This window comes from Streptomyces fradiae (assembly GCF_041270065.1).
In the GTDB taxonomy this organism is placed as follows: Bacteria; Actinomycetota; Actinomycetes; order Streptomycetales; family Streptomycetaceae; genus Streptomyces.
Window position 1 is genome coordinate 6,603,671 of sequence record NZ_CP065958.1, and the last position, 23,181, is coordinate 6,626,851.

Here is a 23,181-nt window from a genome sequence, read left to right on the forward strand (position 1 = left end):
TCGCGTGCGGCGGTGTACGAGGGGCTCGTATGGGCAGCCAACGTAGGGGCGTGCCGTTACCCGGGGAAACAAAGAGTTGCGCCCGCATTTACAATCAGCGGTTGTGGATGTCGCCACGCAGAAACTGCGGAACTTCGTGGTGGTGGCCGAGGAGCTGAACATCAGCCGGGCCGCCGCCCGCCTCTTCGTCACGCAGCAGGCCCTGAGCAAGCAGCTCCGCGACCTCGAGGACGCGATCGGCGTCCGTCTCGTCGACCGCACCACCCGCAGCATGGCGCTGACCCCGGCCGGGGAGGCCTTTCTGGCCTCGGTACGGGAGTCCCTCGCCGCCCTGGACGCCGGGGTGGCCGCCGCCCTGAGCGCGAGCCGCGGCGTCTCGGGCACGGTCCGGCTCGGGTTCGTGATGGGCGGCGCGCTGGAGTTGACCGCGCCGATCCTGGCCGAGTTCGCGGCGCTCTGCCCGGACGTCCGGCTGGAGCTGCGCGAGACCGGCTTCGACGACCCCTCGGCGGGTCTCGCCGACGGCTCCTCCGACGTCGCCTTCGTCCGGCTGCCGCTGTCCGTGCCCGACCTCGACACGCTTCCGCTCTTCGTCGAACCCCTGGTCGTCGCGCTCCCGGTGCGCCACCCGCTCGCCGACCGGACCGCGCTCACCGCCGCGGACGTCATCGGCGAACCGCTCGCCGTCGGCCGTACCGCCGACGCCGTCTGGCGGCGCTACTGGACCCTGGACGACCGCCGTGGCGGCCGCCCGCCCACGGTCGTCCGCACCACCACCTCCCACACCGAGGAACTGCAGGTCATCGCCGCGGGCCTGGCCTGCGCGATCACCGTCGCCGGCGCCGCCCGCTACACCCCGCACCCCGGCGTGCGCTATGTCCCGCTCACCGGAGTACCCGGTTCCACCCTGGCCGTCGCCTGGCGCCGGGGCCACCGCACCGCGGGCGTCGACCGCTTCGTGACGGCGGCGGGCCGGGTCCGCGAACGCGAGCCGGCGATCGTGGCGACGATCGAGGCACCGCTCCCGACCCCTCCGCCCTCTTGACATACGGTCATGTTCCTGACAGCTCTTGCTCTGCCGTCATTCCGGCCGGCGACAGCAACCCGAAGGGGGCGATCAGGCCATGACCAGGCCCGAGAGCGCGGGACACGAGCACCAGGACGAGCACGAGCACGAGCACGAAGACGCGCGCGCGTACGACTACGACGTCGTCATCAGCGGGGCGAGCCTTGCCGGCAGCACGGCGGCGATCCTGCTGGCCCGGCGCGGCGCGCGGGTCGCGCTGCTCGAACGGCGCTCGGACCCCGAGGCGTACAAGGTGCTGTGCACCCACTCGATCACGGCGAACGCGCACCCCGTCCTCGTCGAGATCGGCCTCCTTCCCGCCCTTGAGAAGGCCGGTGCGCTACGGAACGACGCACGCTGGCACACGCGTTGGGGGTGGATCGAGCCGCGCGCCGCGGCGGGCGGGCCCGCGCTGCCGCACGGGTACAACGTGCGGCGCAGCACCCTCGACCCGCTGATCCGGGCCCGCGCGGCGGACACGCCCGGCGTGGACCTGCTGCTCGGCCACCAGGTGACCGGGATCGTACGGGAGGACGGACGCGTCGCGGGGGTGCGGGCGTCGACGCCGCAGGGCGAGCGGGAGCTGCGGGCCCGGCTGGTGGTCGGGGCCGACGGCAAGGACTCCGCCGTGGCGAAGTTCGCCGGGGTGCCCACCCGGAAGCACCGGAACACCCGGTTCGGCTACCTCGCGCACTTCCGCGACCTCCCGCTGCATGGCGGAATCGGCCAGACCTGGTTCCTGGAACCGGACATGGCGTACGCGTTCCCGAACGACGACGGCGTCACCGTCCTCGCCGTCCTCCCCGACAAGAAGCGCCTGCCGGCCTTCCGTGAGGACCTGGAGGGCAGCTTCCTCGACTTCGTCCGCGGCCTTCCCGACGCGCCGCCCGTCGATGCCGCCACACGCGTCTCGAAGATCATCGGCACGGTCGACTATCCCCTGATCACCCGTCAGCCGACCGCCCCGGGCCTCGCGTTGATCGGTGACGCCGCCCTGACCGGCGACCCGCTGTGGGGCGTCGGCTGCGGCTGGGCCCTGCAGACCGCCCAGTGGCTCGCCGAGGCCGTCGCCCCGGCCGCCGCCGGCCGAGGCGACCTCGACACGGCCCTCACCCGCTACGCCCGCCGCCACCGCCGCGGCCTGCGCGGTCACCAGCAGATCGCCGCCGACTTCGCCAAGGCCCGCCCCTTCAACCCGGGCGAGCGCCTGATGTTCGCGGCGGCGGCCCGCGACGAGGCGATGGCCCGCCACATGTACCTCTTCGCCGCCCGCCTGATCGGCCCGCTGCGCTTCCTCAGCCCCCTGGCCCTGGCGAAGGCGGCGCTCATCAACCTCCGCCACCGCGGAGCCGCCCGCCCCTGACCGGCCCGAGGGAGGTTCAGGTCCAGGCGTTGCGCAGGGCTTCGTGGTGCGCGGCGAGCCAGGTGGAGAAGTCCTGCAGGGCGGGGTTGAGGCGGCGTACGGCGTCGAGGTCCCGGGCGTCCGTGAAGCGCTGCTCGCACTCCGCGTAGTACTGGAACATGTTGCCCGTCTCGTCCGCCCCCGGGGCTCCCTGAGCCCGCCATTCGTCCGCGGTCAGCGGGCGGTAGCGCACCGGCCGGTCGACCGCCTCGGTGAGGGCGGCCGCCATGTCGGCGACCTTCAGGTGCTCACCGGCGATGCTGATCGTCGCGGCGACGGCGGAGCCGCCGAGGCGGAAGACCGACAGGGCGGTCTTGCCGACATCGTCCGACGCCATCCCCGAGAGCCGGCTGTCGCCCATCGGATACGTCAGCCACAGCGCGCCGTCGGCACCGTGCTCAGGGGCGAAGGCGCCCAGCAGGTTCTCCCAGAAGAAGGTGGTGCGGAGGAAGGTGGTCGGCACGCCCGCGTCGGCGAAGTGGTGGTCGGCCTCGGCCTTGCCGTCGAAGTGCGGCACCTTGTAGCGGCCCTGGAGGGTGGGCATCCGGGGGTCGTCGAGCGGGACGCACTCCCGGGTGTCGTCCAGGGTGGACCAGATCGCGTGCTGCACCCCCGCGTGCGCCGCGGCCCGGGCCATCGCCTCCGCCTGGACGCCCTCGCGTTCGGCGGACAGGTGCTCCCAGAAGTTCGTCACGCAGAACGCGCCGTACGCATGCTCGAAGGCCGCCGGAAGACTCGCCTCGTCGTCCATGTCGGCCCGCACGATCTCGGCGCCCAGCCGCTTCAGCTCCTGGGCGGGCTCCGAGTCGGGGTGCCGGGTGACCGCGCGTACCGCGAACTCGGCGGCGTCGCCGTGTTCCGCGAGGATCGCCCGCGCGAGGCCGCCGCCCTGCCGGCCGGTGGCACCGAAAACTGTGATGATCTTCTTCTCGGTCATGACGTCATCCGCCTCCTTCCGCGCGTTCCCGGACCGCTCGCATCTATGCGCGGGGCCGCCCGGATCGGCTGCCCGGATTCCCAGGGGTGAGCGGGAGACCGGTGGGCAGGCGACAATGTGAAGGGCCCGCCGGAATCCGTGACGGAACCAATCCGTGACGTGACTGAAGGGACTGCGACCATGAACACCCATGACCAGCAGCGACGCGTCGTCGTCGGCGTGGACGGCTCCCCGGCCTCGCACGAGGCCCTGCGCTGGGCGGTGCAGCACGCCCGTCTGATCGGCGGGACGGTGGAGGCCGTCGCCGCCTACGACCTGCCCGGCGCCGTCGGCTGGTCCGCACCGGCCGTGGACGCCGCCTTCGACGCGGAGGCGGCCGGCCGCGCCCTCTCCGACGAGCTGCGCGACGAACTCTCCCGCGCGGCCGACGTGCCCCTGGACGAGCACGTGGTCCGCGGAAACCCGGCGCAGGTGCTGATCGAGGCGTCCAAGGGCGCGGAGGTGCTCGTCGTCGGCAGCCGGGGCCGCGGAGGCTTCTCCAGCCTGCTGCTCGGCTCCGTCAGCCAGCAGTGCGCCGTGCACGCCTCGTGCCCGGTGGTCATCGTCCGCACCGGTACCAGCCATCTGGAGGCGGAGGCGGAGGCGGCGTGACGCCGTGACGCCCCCGCCGCCTCACGGCTGACGACTGAGGGCGTTGCGCGAGGGTGTTACGACTGAGCTCGCTCCCGTGCTGCGGGGAGGCGGCTCTGGAGCGTGCGGACGAGGGCCGCGGAGAACGCGTCCAGGTCGCCGGGCCGGCGGGAGGTGATGAGCGGGAAGCCGCCGCTGGTGTCGATGACGACCTGCCGGTCGTGCCAGCTGCCGCCGCCGTTCTCGACGTCGGTGCGCAGGGAGGGGTACGAGGTCACCTCGCGGCCCCGGACGACCTCACTGTCGACGAGCAGCCACGGGCCGTGACAGATCGCGGCGACCGGCTTGCCGGCCTTGGCGAAGGCGCCGACCAGGCGCTGGGCGCTCCGGTCGGTGCGCAGCCGGTCGGCGTTGAGCGTGCCGCCGGGGACGACGACCGCGTCGTACTCCTGCGCCATGATCTCGCCCATGGCGGCGTCCGCGGCGACGACGGCGCCGGGCCGCCGGTCCGAGACCAGGGTCAGGATCGGAGCGACCCGCTGCGCGGCGACCGTGACGGCCGCGCCCGCCTCGCGCAGGGCCGCCACGGGCCGGGTGAGTTCGTCCTGCTCCACTCCGTAGTTGGTGGTGAGGACGAGGACGTTCATTCCGTCGAGGGTCACGGCGATGTGCTCCTTCGGTGCCCCGGGTTCAGTGCCCCGGGGTTCAGTGCCCGAGCGTTCGGTGCCTCGGGGTTCAGTGGCCCAGGGAACGCTTGAGTTCGGCCTTGTTCATGTGCGAACGGCCGTGGATGTTGCGCCGCTGCGCCTCCGCGTACAGCTGGTCGTAGGTCGGTCCCTGCGACCCGCTGTGCGAGCGCTGCCCGCCGCGCCGGGAGGACGACATGTCCTGCGTGGAACTCTTGCTCGCCGTCTCCGACTCGCCGGCCCTGGCCCGTTCCTTGTTCACGGTGCGCGCGGCGATCTCCTCCGCGCGCTTCCTGCTCTCGCCCCGTTGCAGGGCGCTCTGCTTGATGTGCTCGTACTGCCGCTCTCGCTTGGCACTCGATCCGCGGGGCATGATCCGCTCCTCTCGCCACGTACGACCCTCACAACCCCCTCGCCCGGCCGCTGCCCGGGCCGCGCGGGTTCATGCGACCCGACGCGCTCAGGCCGTCCCGAACCGTGTTCCCCACCAGCTCGTCGGCACCCCTCGGGCGTCCCCTGTTACATCTTCACGGAATGGACACCATGTGTTGATCAGTCAGTCCATATGACTTCTCAGGGGCCTCGTGGCCGCATTAAGCTTGCTCTGCGTACCGGTCGACTCGCGGTGTGTGATGCAGGAGTGCCGCCGTGGGCGACCGGTCTCGCAATTCGTCATCGGATCCGTGCTTTAGGGAAATGGGTGACCCATGCCTCCTCGGCTCGTTGGCCATCAAGGCTCTCTGGCTGGACAGCAGTTCCCGATCGGCACCACCGCGGTAACCCTGGGTCGAAACAACGAGAACAGCATCGCGATATCCGGGGGCAACGTCTCACGGTTCCACGCCGAAGTGCGCCGCGAGGGTCACGGTTTCGTGCTGTACGACCGTGGCAGCAGTAATGGAACGCGGGTGAACGGGACGCGAGTGACCTCGCACGAGCTGCAGCCCGGAGATCTCATCGAGATCGGAACCGAGACGTTCCGTTTCGAGGCGGCCGACGCGCTGGAGACCATCCTCGACCTCTCCGTGCTGCGGCCGCTCGCCACTCCCGAGAAGGCGCCGGCCGCGGGCCCGGTGCTGCGCGTCACGATTTCGGGCGGCGGTCCCGTCGGGCTGAGTTTCGCGCTGCTCCTGGAAGACCTCATGGGGCCTCGCGTGGCCATCACCGTGTACGACGGGCGGTGGACCCGGGACGGCGCGAAGGTCGTCTGGATGAGCGAGGGGCAGGGCAACGTCCGGCGGCAGCAGGTCGTCACGGTGCAGAGCCGGCAGTATCTGAACCTCCCCGAGGAGGTGCAGGAAAGGCTGTTCCGCGGCGACGCGTTCTCCGAGATGTGGCCGGTCGGCCCCGACTCCATCCGCGACCGCAATCCCCGGAACATGCGGATCGCCTACATCGAGGACACCCTCCTCGAAATGGCCAACGAGAAGCCTGACCGCATCCAGCTGATTCCCGCCGCATTCGATCCGGTCGAATACGAGGAGACGGCGGCCGAGGGTCATGTGCTCGCCATCTGCGAGGGCGGCCGTTCCCGGACCCGCGAGCATTTCGCCGACAAGTTCGGCAACGCCGACACGTCCATCTATTCGCTGCGCGGTCAACACATTCAGGATGTCGTCCTGGGTCTGCGCGTCAAGTCCACCCTGACGGATCCCATGACCGTGCTGCTGACCGTGGCGCAGAACCGCTTTCTCCTCAACTCCCTCCGTGGCGAGGGATTCCTGAACATGCGTCTCACCGACGCCGAGGCCGCGGAAGTCGTCGGCATCGACCCGGTCCGGCATGTCTTCGAGGAGTGCATCGCCTCGCGCCCGTGCGTCATGGGGCGGGACGACCACGGCGACTTCCAGTGCTCGACGCACAGCACGCTCTTTCTGCCCGCCATGGTCAGGGGTTCGGCCCTGTGGAAGCGGGTGCTGGAGGGCCTCGCGCTCTTCGGTGTCGCCGAGCGGGACCTGAGCGCGGTCACCGCCTTCCGGCTCGACATGGTGCAGCGGCCCCGGTTCACCACCCGGCTGCACCCGGCCACCGCCACCACCCCGGGGACGTACGGGTTCCTGCTCGGCGACGCCGCCAACGCCATCCACTTCTGGCCCGGGCGCGGGCTCAACAGCGGTCTGGGCTCGGCCATCTCGCTCGCCCGGTCCCTCAACGGCGCGTGGAGGGGCCGGCCGTTCCGGGACGCGGACTTCGCCCGCCACGAGGCGGCCATGTCCATGCTCCAGTACCGGCACAAGAGCCGCGCCTGGAACACGATGATCACCACCGACGAGAACGGCGTCAGCCGCGCGATCAAGGAGAAGATCGCCCAGAGCATCGAGGAGACGGAAGGCACGGAGGGGAAGGACGGGAAGGACCTCGACCGGACCGCCGACATCGAGGCGTTCCTGCAGCGCATGGGCGAGATCCGGGCCCGGCTGGCGCCACGCGTCCCCGGCATGCCCGACGACGCGACGCTCCGGAACCACCTGGAGACGCTCGGCTCGGCCACCCTGCGCACGCTCCTGGACAGCGGGGCGTGGGACACCCTGATCGTCGGCGGCGAAGAGGTCGACATCGACATCTTCTACCGCCAGGACGCGCAGGCCACGAGCACCGCGCGAAAGTCCTCCGCCACGTCGTGACGAGCCGTGCGCGCGCCGTCCGGAGCGGGGTCACTCGCGCCGGACGGCGCGTTCGGCCTGTCCCGCCTGCCCCGCACGGTCAGCGTTCGGCGGCGTCAGGACCAGAGCCGGCGGCGCTGCCAGCCGGCGCCCTCCCGCTCGTACCGCAGCCGGGTGTGGAGGCGGGTGGCGGCGGCCTGCCAGAACTCGACGGTGTCCGGGACGACGGTGCAGAGCGTCCAGGCGGGGTCGACGAGCTCCGGCTCCGCGTCGACCCTGGCGAGGCTGTCGCGCAGGGCACGGTCGCGTTCCTCCGGGTCGGCGAGGTAGCGGCTCTGGCGGCCGAGCAGGGCCTCGGCCCTGGCGGTGGCCGAGCGGGCGAGGAAGTCGGTGGCCGAGCGGTCGGCGGGCTCGGGCCGTACCGTGCCGCGGATACGGACCTGGCGGCCGAACTCCGCCCAGTAGAAGGTGAGCGCGGCGCGCGGGGTGCCGGCGAGCTGGACGCCCTTGGGGCTGCCGCCGTGCATCGCGAACTGGAAGCCCGAGGCGTCCACGTTCTTCAGGATGAGCACCCGGGCGTCGGGATCGCCGGCCTCGTCCACGGTGGACAGGGTCATGGCGTGCGGGTCCGGGATGCCGGCCTTCACGGCCTCGGTCAGCCAGGCCAGGAACGGTTCCGAGGGCTCGGCCGGTGCCTCGTCCGGCGCGAAGTCGGGCAAGGGCCGGGCGAACACCTCGATGCCGCGCAGCCAGTCCCGCACAGCGGAGGCGTCGTGCCCCGTCTCCGTCCCAGTCTCCCTCTCCGCCATGTCGTCTCTCGCTTCCTTCCGGCTGATCATTACGGATGTCGGGTCACGGCTTCTGGAAGCCGGCGTCCTGGAGGATCTTCTGGCCCTCGGGCGAGGACAGCCAGGCGACGAACGCGGCCGCGGCCTCGGTGTTCTCGGAGTCCTTGAGGGTGGCGGCCGGGTACTGGGCGACGGCGTTCTGCGCGTCGGGGATCTCGACGGCGTCGACCTTGTCGGCGGCGCTCGCGGCGTCCGTCTTGTAGACGAGTCCGGCGTCCGCCTCGCCCAGCTCGACCTTGCTCAGCACGGCGCGCACGCTGGGCTCCTGGGAGACCGGCTTCACCGTGATCTTCTGCTTGTCGAGGATCTGCTGGCTGTACTTGCCGGCGGGCACCTCGGGGGCCGCGAGGACCACCTTGAGCTTGGGGTCGGCGAGGTCCTTCAGCTCGTCGACCTTGAGCGGGTTGCCCTCGCCGGTGGCGATGACCAGCCGGTTCTTGGCGATGATCGCGGGCGTGCCGGTGTCGGCCCTCACCTTGTCCATGCTCTTGGCGTCCGCGGTGACCAGCACGTCGGCGGGCGAGCCCTGCGACACCTGGGCGACGAGCTCCTGCGACCCGGCGAAGGAGAACGTGAGCTTCGTACCCGGGTGCGCCTTCTCGTACGCCGCGCCCGCCGTCTTGAACACGTCCGTCAGGGACGCGGCCGCGAGGACGGTCAGGTTCGCCCGGTGCGCGGCGCCCGCGGAGCCGGAGGCCGTGGACCCGTCGGCGTCCTTCGCGGTGCCGTCGCTCGCCGAGCAGGCCGCGAGCGGCACAAGGAGGGTCGCGGCGAGGGCGGCGGCAGCCGTACGGCGTCTGACGGGGGTGAGGGACATGGCTTCTCCACGACTCGTGAGCGACGAACGGTGACGCGGGGCTTGCATGTGCGACACCGTAGGGCGCCATCAGGCTCATCTGCAACAAGATCGTGGGACCCTCCATGGCGAATGCGAGGGGGGTTGGAGGAACCGACGAGCAGGGCGCCGAGCGGTCGGGAAGCCGTCGCGCCGCCTACAGCCAGTCCTTCTTCTTGAAGACCACGTACAGGCTCGTGCACACCACCGCCATCAGCACCACGGCGAACGGATACCCGCCCGCCCAGTGCAGCTCGGGCATGTTGTCGAAGTTCATGCCGTAGATCGTTCCCACCAGCGTGGGCGCGAACAGGATGGCGGCCCAGGAGGAGATCTTCTTGAAGTCGTCGCCCTCAATGCGCTGAGCTGCGTGGATCGTTGCATGAGCTGTGCTGACCTGCGAGTTTGCAGCTTTCCGGGGCTTTCACGGTGACACTGTCTTACGCAGTCGATTCTCCCCAGCCGCTCCCCAGGGCGGCTCATTCTCCCCAGATTCTCCCCAGCGGCAGTTGGTTTGGGGGCGGATCCGCGCTGGCCAGGGGCGGGTTTGGCGTGCCGCTCGCGTCGCGCAGCGTAGTCACCTCGCAAGTCGAAATCGATGGTGTCCCCCTACGAGCTCGTGCACGGTAAGCGGTGAGACGTCGAGCCCGAGATGGTTGATCATGGTCGGGTAGTGGGGAACGCGACTCGTGCAGTGATCGTCAGCAACCGTCGAATCACGGGCCTGTCTGCCGATGTGATCGCTGAAATCGTTGCCGAGGTGGGGCCGTTGTGGCCTGAGCGTCACCAGGCCAAGCTGACCTCTCGGCCGCGGAAGCACGCTGTGGGCGCCGGTGCGAAGCACCGGCTAATGTTCGTCGACCGGCTCCTGGCCACGCTCGTGCACCTTCGCCACGGGGTCACCCACGATGTGCTGGCCTGCTGGTTCGCAGTCGACCGCTCCACCATCACCCGGGCCATCGGTGAGATACGACCCCTGCTCGCCGAGCGAGGGTGCACGATCAGCCCCGGCGTCCGGCTCCGGACGCTGGCCGAAGTCATCGACCACCTCGGCGCCAGTGGGCAGACCGGCATCATCGACGGCACCGAGATCCGGGTCCGTCGGCCGGCCGCTGGACACAAGGACCGCGACGTGTTCATCTCCGGGAAGAACAAGCAGAACGCCGTCAAAACCATGGTCCTCACCGACCAGAACGGAAGGGTCCTCTTCAGCAGCCCCGCCAGACCAGGCAGCTGCGCGGACATCACCCACGCCCGCCAGTTAGGGCTGGTCAAGCTCCTGGCCGAGGGGCCCGTGGTCGAGGTCCTTGCCGATGCCGGCTACCAGGGGCTCGGCGCCCAGGCCGGCGGACGCGTGGTGACGCCACCGCACCGGAAGTTCAAGAAGGACGCCCCGGACTGGTACGAGGAGATGTACGAACGACAGCGCAAGGCGCACTCCTCACGCCGCATCCGGGTCGAGCACGGCATCGCCCACCTCAAGAACTGGCGGGCTCTCGCCCGCCACCTCGGCCGTCGCGAGCACATCAGCGACACCGTCCAGGCCGTCGCCGGCCTACTGTCCCACCAGCAGACCGCGGACCTGGACCCCCGACGACAGAGGTGAGGACCGGTCCCACCGAAGCCCGCGACGTCTCACCGCTTGCCGTGCACGAGCTCGTTAGATCAGATGCCCTCTCACGCCGGGCTGTGGTGCGCCCTCAGGGCCGCTCCAGTCCAGGTCAAGGGATTGCCCTGATTTCAGTTAGCTCCTGCCTTCCCTAATCTCTTGGTCACAGCCGAGCCAACTGCTGCCGAACGGCCCCCGCTAGCCGCCCCCAGATGACGTTCTGCGGTCTTCTCCCCAACCTGGCTCGGTGGAAGGATCGCCATGTCCCACAAGCACCGCGTCGCGGCGGCCCTCGGCGCCGTGACGGTGGTGGCCAGCCAGTCCACCGCGGCCGCCGGCACCTCCTCCGCCCGGCCGGGCACCGGGTCACGGGCAATATAGGTGCCGACGTCCGTAGCGCGGCGATACGCACCGCCGACCGCGAGACCGAGGCCCTGGCTAAGTCGATCGGTTTCGGCACAGACGAGAAGCTGGCGGCCAAGAACGTGCTGGTAGACACCGGCGGCACCCGGCACGACGACATCGCCAACGGCTGACCTGCCCCCGCCGCAACATCAGAATCCTGCTGTCGGGCCCGCCGAGGGGCGAGCCCGACGGCAGGGCTGCAGCATTCCCGCGAGGTTCCAGGGAAGGCGGCAGCCCTGCGGCTGGCACTCCACAGGTATGTCCGACTCTGGCCCACCTCGCTGCCTCAGCAGGACTCCGGCTGCGTAGGTCGAACTGGACCTCGGCAAGCGGTCTTCGGAGTTACGGGGCAGCCCTTAGGACGTCACCGCTCGACGATCCCGGAAGGAAGGACGAACAGACACAGAACGCTCTGCCCAGCGGTCTGCTGCTGCCGAAAGCGCCTCGATCTCGCCGCCGCACGCCAGTCTCCGCAGACTGGATCCCGTCACCTATCGGCGGCGAACGCCCTTGTCGCTGCCCGGACCCCGAACAGACCAAGCCCTGTGCACCAGGAATACGGCTCATGGAGTGCACAGGCAGAAGGCAGACGTCATACGAAAGTTCAACAACTCGCCCCAAGAGCTGCGGAAGTCCTCCTGTCCCAGTCGGCACCGCTTCGCTCGCCAGTGCCACGACCGCTCTTTGTTCCCTGAACCGTGGCACTGAACCGCGCTCGACGTTGCGTCACGAGGCTGACCGGTAGGCAGCATCGACAGCTCGCTGCCCGCCTTTATCGGCATTCCGCCCATCGACCAACCTTGACCAGAGAAGCGATCAGCATGGAGACGTCCGTCAGTACAACCGCCCTGCGCAACGCATCCAGATTCTCTCCGGGCACAGCAGCTCTCCCCTGCCGCACCGCGCTGAGCCTGCCATCGGACTATCCGATGATCGAGTGGAAGCGCCTGGGGAAGCACCTCTACCTGGTAACGGACTCTTCGAGCTGGTAGCTCGGCGACTTGCTCATCTTCGGCCAGGACGCCTTTCTCGGACGTTACCGGCAGGCCATAGAGGAAACCCGCCTGGACTACCCGTTTTTCTGCATCGCTGCCTTGAAATACCCACCCCCCTTTTTTTTTGCGATAGAGGTCCCGCGTGAGCGAGTTGAGGTTCCATTGGTGCTCTCCTCTGGAGAGCGGTCAGAAGAAAGCTTCCGGGCAGTACGACGCGGGAAGCCTCGACTTCGACGGCATCGTGTCGTTCGTCAAGGAGGCGGAGGAGATCGGTGTCGATTCCCTTCTGATGGCGATCAGTTACCACATGCCCGACCCGCTGCCGATGCTCGGTGCGCTGTCGCACCTGACGGACCGGATCAACCTGCTTCTGGCGTACCGTCCGGGCCTGCTGTCGCCGACGCTGTTCACTCAGGTGGTCAACACGGTCTCGTGGATGTCGGACAACCGCATCAACCTGAACATCGTGGCGGGCATCTCCCCTAAGGAGCAGGCATACTACGGCGATTTCCTGGACCACGACGCACGCTATGAACGTGCTAATGAATTCCTGGAAATCATGCATGGCCTCTGGGGGAACGACGGCCCGCTGACCTATGAGGGACGGCACTACCGCGTCGAAGAGGCGCAGCTGGGCCTCGGTTACAAGGGCGGCGGCAGGCCCCGCGTCTACCTCAGCGGCGCCTCGGGCGTGGCCCAGCGGACGGCCGTGAAGTACGGCGACTGCTGGCTGCGGTACGCCGACACGCCCGAGGAGATCGCGAAGGCTGCGGAGCCGGTATTGGCGGAGGGGTGTGCTGTGGGCCTGCGTATGCAGGTCCTGGCCCGTTCGACCAGGGAAGAGGCGCTCGCACAGGTCGCGGAGATGATGCGCGAGCCCGACGAGAAGCAGCGCAGGTTCATCGCCGAGTTCATGACCAACGTGGATTCGGAGGCGGTGAAGAACTCCTTCCGCCTCGCGGACGCCTCCGGTGACGACTGGCTGTCGCCCTACCTCTGGTCCGGTGCCGTCGCCTACCGGGGCGGCCCGGCGCTGTGCATCGTCGGCAGCTACGAGGAGGTCGCCGACTACATCATGGAGTACAAGGCCGTGGGCGTCAGCGAGTTCATCTTCTCGGGCTGGCCGTCGCGCGAGGAGATGCGCATCTTCTACCGGCACGTTTTGCCGCTGGTCCGGCAGCGCGAGGCCGAGGCTGGCGGTGCCGGGCAGTCCGATGCCGCCGGCGCGGTGAACTGATGGTGCATCCGGCGCGCGAGCGCGCGCAATTCGTGCTCTTCGCCACAGGCGTGCTGCTCGGCCTGGTCGCCGAGCAGGTCGTCATGTTCAGCGTGCCGCTGCTGATCTTCCAGGACACCGAGAACATCTCCGTACTGGGTATCTCCTTCGCCCTGGAGTGGCTGCCCGGTCTGCTCGCCTTCCCCTTCGCGGGGCTGATCGCCGACCGGGACGGTGGGCCCCGGCTCTTCTCCCGGGTCAACGCGGGGCGCGCCATCGTGCTCGTGCTCGTGCTGACGGTCTGCGCCACGCTGCCGTCCGCGACCGTCCCGGCATTGATGGCCGGCGCGGTGTTCATGTCGCTGCTGATGGCGCCGATCCGGTTGTCGGTGGAGAAGGCGGTGCTGCTCCTGGCCAAGGGAGAGAAGGTAGCCCGCACGCAGTCGCTGGTGCAGAACATGGAACTGCTGGCCATGGCCGTGGGCCCGGCACTGGCCGTGCTCGGGTCGGCGTACATCGGCAAGCTGTGGCTGCTGTGTGTCGCCGCGGCACTCTGCGCGGTGGCGGCCCTGTGCTGGCTGCCGCTGCCGAGGGGCGAGCGTCAGCTCAACCCCGGCAGCGTGGCCAAGACCGTGGGCGAGCTGCGCCTGGGCTGGTCGCTGCTGATCCACAACAGGCCGGTCGTTCTGCTGGTCAGCATCAACTTCTCCATCAACCTGGCCTTCGCCACGGCGCTCAGCGTCAACGCGGCCGTCGTCACCGACATCTTCAAGGCACCCGAGTCCTCCTTCGCCCTGCTCAACACGCTGGTGGGCGTCACGGGTCTGCTGAACCTGATGCTGGTGCCCACCCTGCTGAAACGGTTCGAGGTCAAGGCCCTGGGCGTGTTCGGTTTCGTACTGCTCAGCACCTCGCTGCTGGGGCTGGCCTCCGCACCGTCCTTCGTGCTGTACACGGTGGCCTACGTGGCGGCGCTGATGGGCGTGGCGTACTTCAACGTCTACAACCGCACGCAGCGAGTCAAGGTCATCCCGTCGAGCCATCTGGGCAAGGTAATGGGCCCCTTCTACCTGCTCAATACCTTGTCGTACCCCATCGGTGGCCTGCTGATCGCCTTCCTGGGCAACAGCCTGGGTCCGCAGCTGCTCGTCGGGATCCTGGCGGTGCTGCTCGCCCTGTACGGCCTGGTGGTCCTGCCGCTGACCATCCGCGGGTTCAACTCGGCCATCGCCGCGCTGGAGCAGGAGCGACTGCTCGCGGACGTCCAGGGCGGCTGAGCGCACCGCCTCGCTTTCTCACCCCGTCTCTACTACAGGAGCAGTACGTGCACATCGTCATCGTCAACCGGTGGCCCAGGTTCACCGAAGGCGTGCGCTGGGACCATGAGCTCACCCGGTACGAGGAGTTCATCGACCACGAGGCCCACCAGGTCAGCTATGTGGTGGACCGGGTCGGCGCCACCGGCGTCCTGGCCGGGCGCGAGCGGATCGCCTCGATGGTCGAAGTGGACGACATCAGCTCCTACGACCACCTGCGCGCCGCGGTGACGGAGGTGACGGAGCGGGTCGGTCGCCCGGTGGACCAGATCATCACGCTGTCCGAGTTCACGCTCGACGCGGTGGCCCGCGTCCGGCAGTCTCTGGGCATCCCCGGTCCCGGTCCCGACGAGGTGGCCGTCTACCGCAACAAGGTGCGGATGAAGGAAATCCTCGCGGAAGCCGGGCTGCGGGTGCCGCACTTCGCCGGCTGCGAGAACGTCGAGCAGACGCTGGCCTTCGCGGAGACGACCGGCTACCCCCTGATCGTCAAGCCGGTGGATGGCGCGGGCAGCATCGGCGTGCACCTGATCCAGGACGAGAAGGCCCTGCGCGGCCTGTGGGAGACGCGGGAGCCGGGCGGCTACGAGATCGAGGAGTTCATCACCGGCACCGTCCACCACGTCGACGGCTTTGCCGACGAGGACGGCACGATCGTCTTCCAGGTGGTTTCGCGCTACCTGAACGACTGTCTGTCCTTCGAAGGCGGCGCCCCGCTGGGGTCGGTCGTCGTCCAGCGGGGACGGCTCCGAGAGCGGATCGAGGAGTTCACGCAGAGCTGCGTCTCGGCGCTCGGCATGCGCGGATTGCCCTTCCACATGGAGCTCTTCGTCACCGGGACCGAGGAGCTGGTCTTCCTTGAAGTGGCCGGCCGGATCGGCGGCGCCGAGGTGCCATACGTCATTCACAAGCTGTTCGGCGTGAACCTCTTCGAGGTATGGCTGAAGTCCCTGGTGGGCGAACCCCTTCCGCCGACCCCGAAGAACGGCGACCCGTCCGGCGGCTGGGTGATCATCCCCAAGCCGCGCGTGCTGCCTGCTGAGGTGGTCTCGTCGGTGCCGATGAGCAGCATGGTCGACTCCGTGTGGCGGGAACTCGTCCCCCAGCCCGGTGACGTGATCGACGGGAGCGGTGGATACGACAGCCTGCAGAGTGGGCGCGGCATCGTGGTGCACGACTCCGAGGCACAGGCCGAAGCCGATCTGCGCCGCCTTATGGACGACTTCCGCGTCGAGTTCGCCCAGCGTTAGCGCGTGCAGTGACCGGTCTACCACGCCCGTCGGCCGTGTTCCGCCAACCCCGATTCCCCAGAGTGGAGTGTTTTCCGTGATCGACCGTCCTCTTGTGGCCCTGGTGTACCAGCGGCCGGGCATGCCGTGGATGTTCGAAGGCGCCCGGCGGGCGGGGGTGGACGTCGTCCTCATCCACCGGCCGAACCCGCGTCCCGACGAGGCCTTGCCCGCGCAGCTTCCTCCCGCCGTCGTCCGGACCCTCCCCCTGGACATCTTCGGCGACGAGGCCGGGGCACTTGCCGCCATCGAAGCGCTGCACGGCGAGCGGCCGCTGGCCGCGATCGTCACTGCGCTCGACGTAGCCGTGCCGTTCACGGCCAGGGCGGCCCGCATGCTGGGCCTCCCGGGCCTGAGCGAGGAGACCTCCTTCGCGGTGCGCGACAAGCGCGAGATGCGCCGCCGTCTGGAGCAGGCCGGTCTCAACACCCCTGCCTACGTGGGCCTGTCCGGCCCCGAGGACTGGAAGGTCGCGGCAGACCTCGTCTTCCCGGTCGTGGTCAAGCCCGCTGGCGGCTTCACCAGCCTTGGCGTCACCAGGGTCGACTCCGCGGAGGACCTCGAGACCACGGTGAGGTCCGTGTGGGAGGTCTGCGAGCGCTACCTCGGCTACGGAGGGAGCTCCGTCCAGTTCGAGGGCCTCGTGGTGGAGGAGTACCTCGACGGTGACGAGTACTGCATCGAGTCGCTGTCCTACCAGGGCCAGGTGAAGATCCACACGATCGGCTACAAGGGCCGCCCCGAGGGTCCTTACTTCGAGGAGAAGGTCTACCGCGCCCCGGCTCCGCTGTCCCCGGAGGTCGAGTGGTCCATCATCGAGCAGATCACCGGCGCCCACGCCGCCCTCGGCGTCACCGACGGCCCCACCCACTCCGAACTGCGCCTGCGCGGGGACGATGCCTACCTGCTCGAGATGGGCGCGCGGGTGGGCGCTTCCGGTGCCTCCCACCACATCGTGGAGTCGGTGACCGGAGCCGACTTCACCGGCGACACGTTCCGCATCGCCATGGGCCGGGAGCCCCTGGGCTGGAACGATCCCGTATGGCACCGGGGCACCGGAGCCATGTACTTCGTCCCCGTCGGCGGATCCGGCCGCATCACGGAGATCGCCGGCCTGTCCGAGGCCGCCGCCGACCCCAGGGTCGACCGCATCGTCCAGCTTCTGCACCCGGGCGACCGGATCCTCCCGTACCCCGAGTACTCGGGCTACCCCGGCTTCGTCTTCTCCCGCCACGACTCGTACGAGGACGCCGAGCAGTTCCACGACGCGCTCGACGAGTCCGTGGTCATCCACTACGAGTAAGCGCCCCGCCCCCGGACCCCCGCGCGCGCAACCGCCGGGCGGGGCCTGCCGGGCCTGCGCGCCAACCGTCCCGGGCGCCCGTAGGCACCGGACTTCAAGGAGCCAAACATGACGACAAGTGCCGCGGCCTTGTCCCCTCCGGCAGCCGGCAGCGCTGCCAAGACGCCCCTGCGCCGTGTCCTGGGCAAGTTCGCCACCGGGGTCGCGGTGATCGCCTCCCAGAGCGACCAGGGTCCCGTGGGCGTCCTGGTCAACTCGTTCACCTCCGTGTCCCTCACACCGCCGACGGTGCTCTTCTGCATCAGCACCGGGTCCCGCACCTGGCCGTACATCGAGAAGTCCGGCTCCTTCGCCGCCAGCTTCCTCGCCGACGGGCAGCGGGCGGCGGCCGAGCGGTTCTGGCGCTCCGACCACGACCGGTTCGCCGGATCACCGGTGACGACCGCCACGACCGGCGCCCCGGTGCTGTCCGAGGCGCTGGGCTACGTCGACTGCCGGGTGTCGGACATCCTGACCCGCGACGACCACTATGTCGTGCTCGGCGAGGTCGTGGACGCCGGGGTGCTGAACGCCGGCCGGCCCCTGCTCTTCTTCGAGGGCGCCTGGAACACGTCACAGGACCCCGCCGCATGAGCGAGAGACCGCACGTGGAGCCGGCCGACGCCCCTGAGCTCCTGATGATCGGCGTCGGCCTGATGGGCCGGCCCTACGTCCACGCCGCGCACCGGCTCGGTCTGCGAGTCCGCGCCGTCGAGGCCGAGTCCCGGGCCGCCGAGGCCCGGGGCCTCGTCGACGAACTCGATCTGAGCCAGGGTCAGTACGGGGCCCTGGACGAGCTGTGGGCCGAATCCGCCTACACGTCGGCCCAGCGGCGCCGGCCCGACGGCGTCATGGCCTTCACCGAGTCGCACGTACTGGCGGCCGCCCTGGTTCAGGACCGTCTCGGACTGCCCGGCCCGTCCCTCCAGGCGGCGTCGATCTCCCGGAACAAGGCGCTCCAGCGGGGCCGCTTCCGGACCCATGGCATCGGACAGCCGGACTACCGGCTGACCGGCGCCCTGACCGAGGCCGAGCCGTGGGCGTCCACCCGCCTTCCGGTGATCGTCAAGCCCCTGTCGTCCGCGGGCAGCGAGGGCGTGGAGCTGGTCCCGGACCTGACCGCGTACCGGGAGACCGCGGACCGACGCCGCACCGAGGGGCTCCTGCTCGTCGAGACCGCCGCGCAGGGACCCGAGTACAGCTGGGAAGCCCTGGTCCAGGACGGCAAGGTGTGGTTCGCCAACCTCACCGCCAAGGAGACGACGGGACCGCCCAACTTCGTCGAGCTCACCCACCGGGTGGCCGTGCGACTGCCCGCGCGGGAGGCCGCGGTCGTGGACGCCCTGGGGGAGTCCGCGATCGAGGCGATCGGCATGCGTACCGGCCTGGTCCACCTGGAGTTCCGGATGACCGCGACGGGCCCGCAGGTGATGGAGGTTGCGGTCCGTACGCCGGGCGACTACCTCATGGACCTCTGTTCGCTCGCCTACGGGATCGACTGGTTCGAAATGGTCGTCCGTCTGGCCGTCGGAGCGCAGTTGCCTCCTCCGCCAGAGGCGCCCGTCCGGCACGCGGCGAGCCACTTCATCGTCTCCGAGCCCGGAGTCGTGGTGGCCGTCGAGGGCCTGGACGAGGTGCGCGAGCACCCCGCCGTGGTGGACGCCGGCGTGTCCGTGGCGGTCGGCGACCGCATCGGCGAGACCTCGTCCTCCGGGCAGCGCACCGGCTTTGCGGTGCTGTCCGCGGCGTCGCCGGAAGAGCTCGAGGAAGCCCTCGCCCACGTGCGGCGCACCCTCACCATCACGACGGTGGACCAGACCCGTACGAGACCGGGAAGAGACGCACGCGCGTGACCATTCACGACAAGGCCTACGACATCATCACGGACGACATCTTCCTGAGTCTTCCCGGTGAACTGCCGGGCAGCGAACTGTTCCTCAAGATCGAGGGCCTGAATCCGGCCGGCTCCATCAAGCTCAAAACAGCCGTCGGACTGGTCTCGGACGCCGAGCTCCAAGGCCTCCTGCGTCCCGGCGGCCGGGTGATCGAGTCGTCGTCCGGGAACCTGGGCGTGGCGCTGAGTATGGTGTGCGCCGCCAAGGGCTACCGGTTCACCTGCGTCACCGATCCGAACGCGTCGGCGCAGAACGTGGCGGCCATGAAGGCCCTGGGCACCCAGGTGATCGTGGTGGACGAGCGGGATGCCAACGGCGGTTACCTCGGCTCCCGGATCGCCCTCATCAAGCGTCTGGTCGCCGAGGACCCGGACCTGCTGTGGACCAATCAGTACGGGAACCCGGCGAACCCCCGCATCCATTCGGTGCGCACCGCCGCGTCCACCATGGCCAGGATCGGCCCGATCGACTACCTGTTCGTCGGGGCGGGCACCACCGGAACCCTCATGGGATGCGCGGAGTACTTCCGGCGCTTCTCGCCCCGCACCAGGATCATCGCCGTCGACACGGAGGGCTCCGTCACCTTCGGCGGCCCCAGCAGGACCCGGTACATCCCCGGACTCGGCACCAGCCGGCGCCCGGAACTCCTCCAGCCGCAGCTGGTCGACGAGGTCGCCCTGGTCGACGAGCGGGACGCGGTCCGGGCCTGCCGGGCCATGGCCCGCCGCCACGGCATCCTCGTCGGCGGCTCGACCGGCTCGGTGCTGGCCGCGGTGATCGAGCGGGCCGACGCCATTCCCACGGGGTCACGGACCGTGGCGCTCTCGCCCGACCTCGGTGACCGCTACCTGTCCACCGTGTACGACGACACCTGGGTTGCCGCACGCTTCGGCGTCGAGGCACTCGAACCCGTCGACCAGCCCCAGCTTCCCGTACCGCTTTAGGAGCGATGCAACAGATGTTTGAGTTCGACGTGGTAGGCGGCACCGCCGCCCGCAAGATCATCAGCGAGTCCCGCTCCGAAATCGTCTCGGTGGTCCGCGACGCGTACCTCGCCCACCACCGGGGCGATTCGATCAACCCCAACAGCTACTTCCTGCGCTTCCCCGGCAAACCGAGCGCACGGATCATCGCCCTGCCCGCCTACCTGGGCGGCGACACGGACGTCGCGGGCATCAAGTGGATCGGCAGCTTCCCCGAAAACATCCAGAACAACATCCCCCGGGCGTCGGCCGTCCTGCTGCTCAACGACTACACCACCGGCTACCCCTTCGCCTGCCTGGAGGCCTCGCAGATCAGCGCGGCGCGCACGGCCGCCTCCGCCGTCCTGGGGGCGGCACGGCTGCTCGGCCGCACCGAGGCCGAGAAGATCGCCGTGGTCGGCTCCGGCATCATCGCCCGCAACATCGTCGAGTTCTTCGCCGCCGAGAGCTGGTCGGTCGGCGAGTTCGCCCTGCACGACCAGGTCCCCGACTACGCCAGGTCGCTCGCCACACACATCCGGGAAAGCCTCGGCCACACCGCATCCGTGTCCGACAGCCTGTCGGACGCCCTCAAGGGCGCCGACGTGGTGGTGCTCGCCACCACGGCCGGTGAGCCGTACATCACCGACCCCGACTCCTTCGCTCCCGGCCAGGTGGTCCTCAACGTCTCGCTGCGGGACGTCTCCGCCGACATCGTGCTGTCCTCGTACAACGTCCTGGACGACGTCGACCACTGCCTGACCGCCCAGACCTCCCCGCACCTAGCAGAGCTGAAGAGCGGCAACCGCGACTTTGTGTCCGGCGTCCTGGCCCAGGTCATCGAGGGCGAAGTCACCATGGAAGCCGACCGTCCCCGCATCTTCTCGCCGTTCGGCCTCGGCGTGCTCGACCTCGCCGTCGGCGCCTACGTGCACCGCCGCGCCGTCGAGACCGGCCAGGCCACTTCCGTCGCGGACTTCTTCGGCGAAACCCAGCGATGGGGCTGACCGGTGTCGGCAGCCGGGCGCGGGTTCTGGTCACCCGCCGTCTCGCCCCCGACACCCTCGACCGGCTCACCGCCCGCCACACGGTGGAGCTGCACGACAGCGACGCGGTGATGCCCCGCGACCGGCTCCTGGAGGCGGTACGGGGCACGGCGGCGGTGCTGACGACCCTCGACGACCGGGTGGACGAGGAGTTCCTGGAGGCCGCCGGTCCCGGGCTGCGCGTCGTCGCCAACCACGCCGTGGGCCTGCACAACATCGACCGGGAAGCCTGCGCCGCCCGGGGCGTCCAGGTGACCAACACCCCCGGCGTTCTCACCGACTCGACCGCGGACCTCACGATGGCCCTGCTGCTGGGTGCCGCCCGGCGCATCGGCGAGGGCGAGCGCACGGTCCGCTCCGCCACCCCCTGGAACTGGGCACCGAACTTCATGCTCGGGCTGGAACTGTCCGGAGCCGGGCTCGGCATCCTCGGGATGGGCGAGATCGGCCGGGCGGTGGCCCGCCGGGCGCGGGGCTTCGGCCTGCGCATCGCCTATCACAACCGCTCCCCGCTCCCCGACGAACACGCCTCGGGCGCGACGTGGCGCCCGCTGGAGCGACTGCTGGCCGAGTCGGCGCTGCTGGTCGTCAGCTGCCCGCTCACAAAACAGACCCGCAACCTGCTGGACGCCCGGCGCCTGGCCCTGCTGCCGACCGGCGCCGTGGTGGTCAGCATCACCGCCGGAGTGGTGGACGAAGACGCGCTCGCCGCGGCCCTCGGCACAGGTGCCCTGCTCGCGGCGGCCGTCGACCACCACACCCACGAGCCGGCCGTCAACCGGGCACTGCTCGCACAGGAACGCGCGCTGCTGACCCCCCACCTCGGCAGCGCGACCACCCACACCAGGCAGGCCATGGGCGCCCTCGCCGTCGACAACGTACTGGCGGTGCTCGACGGCCGGCGTCCGCCCACACCCGCCTGACCCCAGGCCACTGCCACGCCCCACCTAAGCAAGGAAAGACACCCTGATGTCCGACAGCACCGAGACCACGACCGCCTCCGAGCGCGCCATCAAGCAGCAGAAGCCCTCTTCCCTCACCAGGAGCCTCAAGACGCCGGCCGACGAGGCGCTGCGCCTGTACGAGCACTACTGGCCGCCGGTCGAGCACTTCGAGGGCTTCGACCCCGAGCTGACCGACTTCATGGCGGCCACTCCCGAGAAGCAGCAGGCGATCCTCGAAGGCCTCCGGCACGATCCCGAGGCCCACGGCCGCTTCCTGCACGGTCACCTCGGCTCCATCTACGCGCACTCCTTCGGCTACCGAGACGGCGCCTTCACGCGGCACACCGACGACACCGCCGAGATCGCCCAGTTCGCCGCGAAGATCGCCCTGGAGCGCGAGCTGTTCGACCACTGGGCCGCCCTCGGCGACCTGCCCACCTTCACCGACCAGTCGGAGGCGGCGGACCACCTCGACGAGCTGGCGGCCACCAACCCCGGCGTGGTCCACCCGCTCTTCGACTTCATCCGCGACGAGGCCTCCCGCGAGCAGATCGAACGCTTCCTCCTGTGCGAGACGATCCGCAACGAGGTCGTGGACGACGAGGTCGCCCTCCTCGTCGTCGGCCTGCAGGGCATGATGAAGGCCGTCGCCGCGGCCAACCTCTGGGACGAGTGCGGCCGCGGCAAGCTGGAGAACTTCCACACCTACTGGCTGCGCCGCCTGCTGGAGGCGACCGAGGACGGCTGGAACACCCTCGACCGGTACCGGGTCGGCCACCCCTGGTTCGGCAAGCTGACCTCCAACACCAACGCCGCGCTGCTCACCCGCCCCGCGCGCAAGATGATGGCGTACGGCTGCTTCCTCGTCTTCGAGAGCTGGGTCGAACCGCACTTCGTCCGGATCCTGGACGGCATGACCCGCGTCGGCCTCCTCGACGACGAGAAGCGCATCTACTTCACCGCGCACGTGGCGATCGACCCCCGGCACAGCCGTGAACTGTCCGACGGCATGCGCATGCAGCGTCCACGGCTCGCCCCCGACGAGATCAACGACATCGTGTACGGCGCGCACCTGGCCTCGGAGACCGGCCGCCGCCAGTTCGACCGCATGCTCGGATTCCTTCGCGCCATGCCGACGGAGAACGCCGCCTGACC

Annotated in this window: 20 protein-coding genes and 1 pseudogene; 15 read left to right on the top strand and 6 right to left on the bottom strand. The window is 69.7% G+C overall.

Annotated elements, in window-relative coordinates:
• Positions 1 to 103: 103 nt before the first annotated feature.
• A complete protein-coding gene (locus JAO84_RS29930; RefSeq protein WP_370415623.1) occupies positions 104 to 1,045 on the top strand; it encodes a LysR family transcriptional regulator in 942 nt (313 codons plus the stop codon).
• 79 nt (positions 1,046 to 1,124) lie between these two features.
• A complete protein-coding gene (locus JAO84_RS29935; protein ID WP_370415624.1) occupies positions 1,125 to 2,429 on the top strand; it encodes an NAD(P)/FAD-dependent oxidoreductase in 1,305 nt (434 codons plus the stop codon).
• Between the two features lie 16 nt (positions 2,430 to 2,445).
• On the opposite strand, the gene JAO84_RS29940 is transcribed toward JAO84_RS29935, so the two are convergent.
• A complete protein-coding gene (locus JAO84_RS29940) occupies positions 2,446 to 3,405 on the bottom strand; it encodes an NmrA/HSCARG family protein (RefSeq protein WP_370415625.1) in 960 nt (319 codons plus the stop codon).
• A gap of 180 nt (positions 3,406 to 3,585) precedes the next feature.
• Here JAO84_RS29940 and JAO84_RS29945 point away from each other — a divergent pair, with 180 nt between their 5' ends.
• Entirely contained in the window at positions 3,586 to 4,056 is a 471-nt protein-coding gene (locus JAO84_RS29945; protein ID WP_370415626.1) for a universal stress protein, read from the top strand.
• Positions 4,057 to 4,112: 56 nt separating this feature from the next.
• On the opposite strand, the gene JAO84_RS29950 is transcribed toward JAO84_RS29945, so the two are convergent.
• Together JAO84_RS29950 and JAO84_RS29955 are read right to left on the bottom strand one after the other, a co-directional pair.
• Positions 4,113 to 4,682, bottom strand: a complete 570-nt coding sequence (locus JAO84_RS29950; RefSeq protein ID WP_370416897.1) for a type 1 glutamine amidotransferase domain-containing protein — start codon at positions 4,680 to 4,682, stop codon at positions 4,113 to 4,115.
• An 88-nt stretch (positions 4,683 to 4,770) separates the two neighbouring features.
• A complete protein-coding gene (locus JAO84_RS29955) occupies positions 4,771 to 5,094 on the bottom strand; it encodes a plasmid stabilization protein (protein WP_370415627.1) in 324 nt (107 codons plus the stop codon).
• 334 nt (positions 5,095 to 5,428) lie between these two features.
• Here JAO84_RS29955 and JAO84_RS29960 point away from each other — a divergent pair, with 334 nt between their 5' ends.
• Positions 5,429 to 7,345: an FHA domain-containing protein gene (locus tag JAO84_RS29960; RefSeq protein WP_370415628.1), complete on the top strand. Its 1,917-nt coding sequence runs from the start codon at positions 5,429 to 5,431 to the stop codon at positions 7,343 to 7,345.
• 95 nt (positions 7,346 to 7,440) lie between these two features.
• On the opposite strand, the gene JAO84_RS29965 is transcribed toward JAO84_RS29960, so the two are convergent.
• The 3 genes and pseudogenes from JAO84_RS29965 to JAO84_RS29975 form a co-directional block, all read right to left on the bottom strand.
• Positions 7,441 to 8,133, bottom strand: a complete 693-nt coding sequence (locus JAO84_RS29965; RefSeq protein ID WP_370415629.1) for a pyridoxal 5'-phosphate synthase — start codon at positions 8,131 to 8,133, stop codon at positions 7,441 to 7,443.
• 43 nt (positions 8,134 to 8,176) lie between these two features.
• Entirely contained in the window at positions 8,177 to 8,989 is an 813-nt protein-coding gene (modA, locus tag JAO84_RS29970) for a molybdate ABC transporter substrate-binding protein (RefSeq protein ID WP_370415630.1), read from the bottom strand.
• A 175-nt stretch (positions 8,990 to 9,164) separates the two neighbouring features.
• A pseudogene (locus tag JAO84_RS29975) lies at positions 9,165 to 9,350 on the bottom strand (CorA family divalent cation transporter); the annotation flags it as partial.
• Between the two features lie 507 nt (positions 9,351 to 9,857).
• Between JAO84_RS29975 and JAO84_RS29980 the strand changes: the two are divergent.
• The 11 genes from JAO84_RS29980 to JAO84_RS30030 all read left to right on the top strand — a co-directional run bounded on the left by JAO84_RS29980 (position 9,858) and on the right by JAO84_RS30030 (position 23,179).
• Entirely contained in the window at positions 9,858 to 10,613 is a 756-nt protein-coding gene (locus JAO84_RS29980; RefSeq protein ID WP_017236966.1) for a transposase family protein, read from the top strand.
• A gap of 1,545 nt (positions 10,614 to 12,158) precedes the next feature.
• Positions 12,159 to 13,253, top strand: coding sequence for an LLM class flavin-dependent oxidoreductase (locus tag JAO84_RS29985; protein ID WP_370415631.1), 1,095 nt, complete (start codon positions 12,159 to 12,161; stop codon positions 13,251 to 13,253).
• Entirely contained in the window at positions 13,253 to 14,509 is a 1,257-nt protein-coding gene (locus JAO84_RS29990; protein ID WP_370415632.1) for an MFS transporter, read from the top strand. Before JAO84_RS29985 ends, JAO84_RS29990 begins: the two co-directional genes overlap by 1 nt.
• A gap of 47 nt (positions 14,510 to 14,556) precedes the next feature.
• Positions 14,557 to 15,798 (top strand): acetyl-CoA carboxylase biotin carboxylase subunit family protein, encoded by a 1,242-nt coding sequence (locus tag JAO84_RS29995; protein ID WP_370415633.1) that lies wholly within the window; start codon positions 14,557 to 14,559, stop codon positions 15,796 to 15,798.
• 76 nt (positions 15,799 to 15,874) lie between these two features.
• Positions 15,875 to 17,140, top strand: coding sequence for an ATP-grasp domain-containing protein (locus tag JAO84_RS30000; protein WP_370415634.1), 1,266 nt, complete (start codon positions 15,875 to 15,877; stop codon positions 17,138 to 17,140).
• A gap of 108 nt (positions 17,141 to 17,248) precedes the next feature.
• Positions 17,249 to 17,773: a flavin reductase family protein gene (locus JAO84_RS30005; protein WP_370415635.1), complete on the top strand. Its 525-nt coding sequence runs from the start codon at positions 17,249 to 17,251 to the stop codon at positions 17,771 to 17,773.
• The gene (locus tag JAO84_RS30010) at positions 17,770 to 19,032 is read left to right on the top strand and encodes an ATP-grasp domain-containing protein (RefSeq protein WP_370415636.1); all 1,263 of its coding nucleotides are present in this window, start codon (positions 17,770 to 17,772) and stop codon (positions 19,030 to 19,032) included. The genes JAO84_RS30005 and JAO84_RS30010 overlap by 4 nt, the downstream gene beginning before the upstream one ends.
• Positions 19,029 to 20,018, top strand: coding sequence for a 2,3-diaminopropionate biosynthesis protein SbnA (gene sbnA / locus JAO84_RS30015; RefSeq protein WP_190225005.1), 990 nt, complete (start codon positions 19,029 to 19,031; stop codon positions 20,016 to 20,018). The genes JAO84_RS30010 and sbnA overlap by 4 nt, the downstream gene beginning before the upstream one ends.
• Positions 20,019 to 20,032: 14 nt before the next feature.
• Complete coding sequence (gene sbnB / locus JAO84_RS30020; RefSeq protein WP_370416898.1) at positions 20,033 to 21,043, top strand: 2,3-diaminopropionate biosynthesis protein SbnB; 1,011 nt, start codon at positions 20,033 to 20,035, stop codon at positions 21,041 to 21,043.
• A complete protein-coding gene (locus JAO84_RS30025; RefSeq protein ID WP_190225006.1) occupies positions 21,034 to 22,005 on the top strand; it encodes a D-glycerate dehydrogenase in 972 nt (323 codons plus the stop codon). Before sbnB ends, JAO84_RS30025 begins: the two co-directional genes overlap by 10 nt.
• A 46-nt stretch (positions 22,006 to 22,051) precedes the next feature.
• Positions 22,052 to 23,179 carry an iron-containing redox enzyme family protein gene (locus JAO84_RS30030; RefSeq protein WP_370415637.1) on the top strand — a complete coding sequence of 376 codons (1,128 nt, stop codon included), beginning with the start codon at positions 22,052 to 22,054 and terminating at the stop codon, positions 23,177 to 23,179.
• The last annotated feature ends 2 nt before the right edge of the window (positions 23,180 to 23,181 follow it).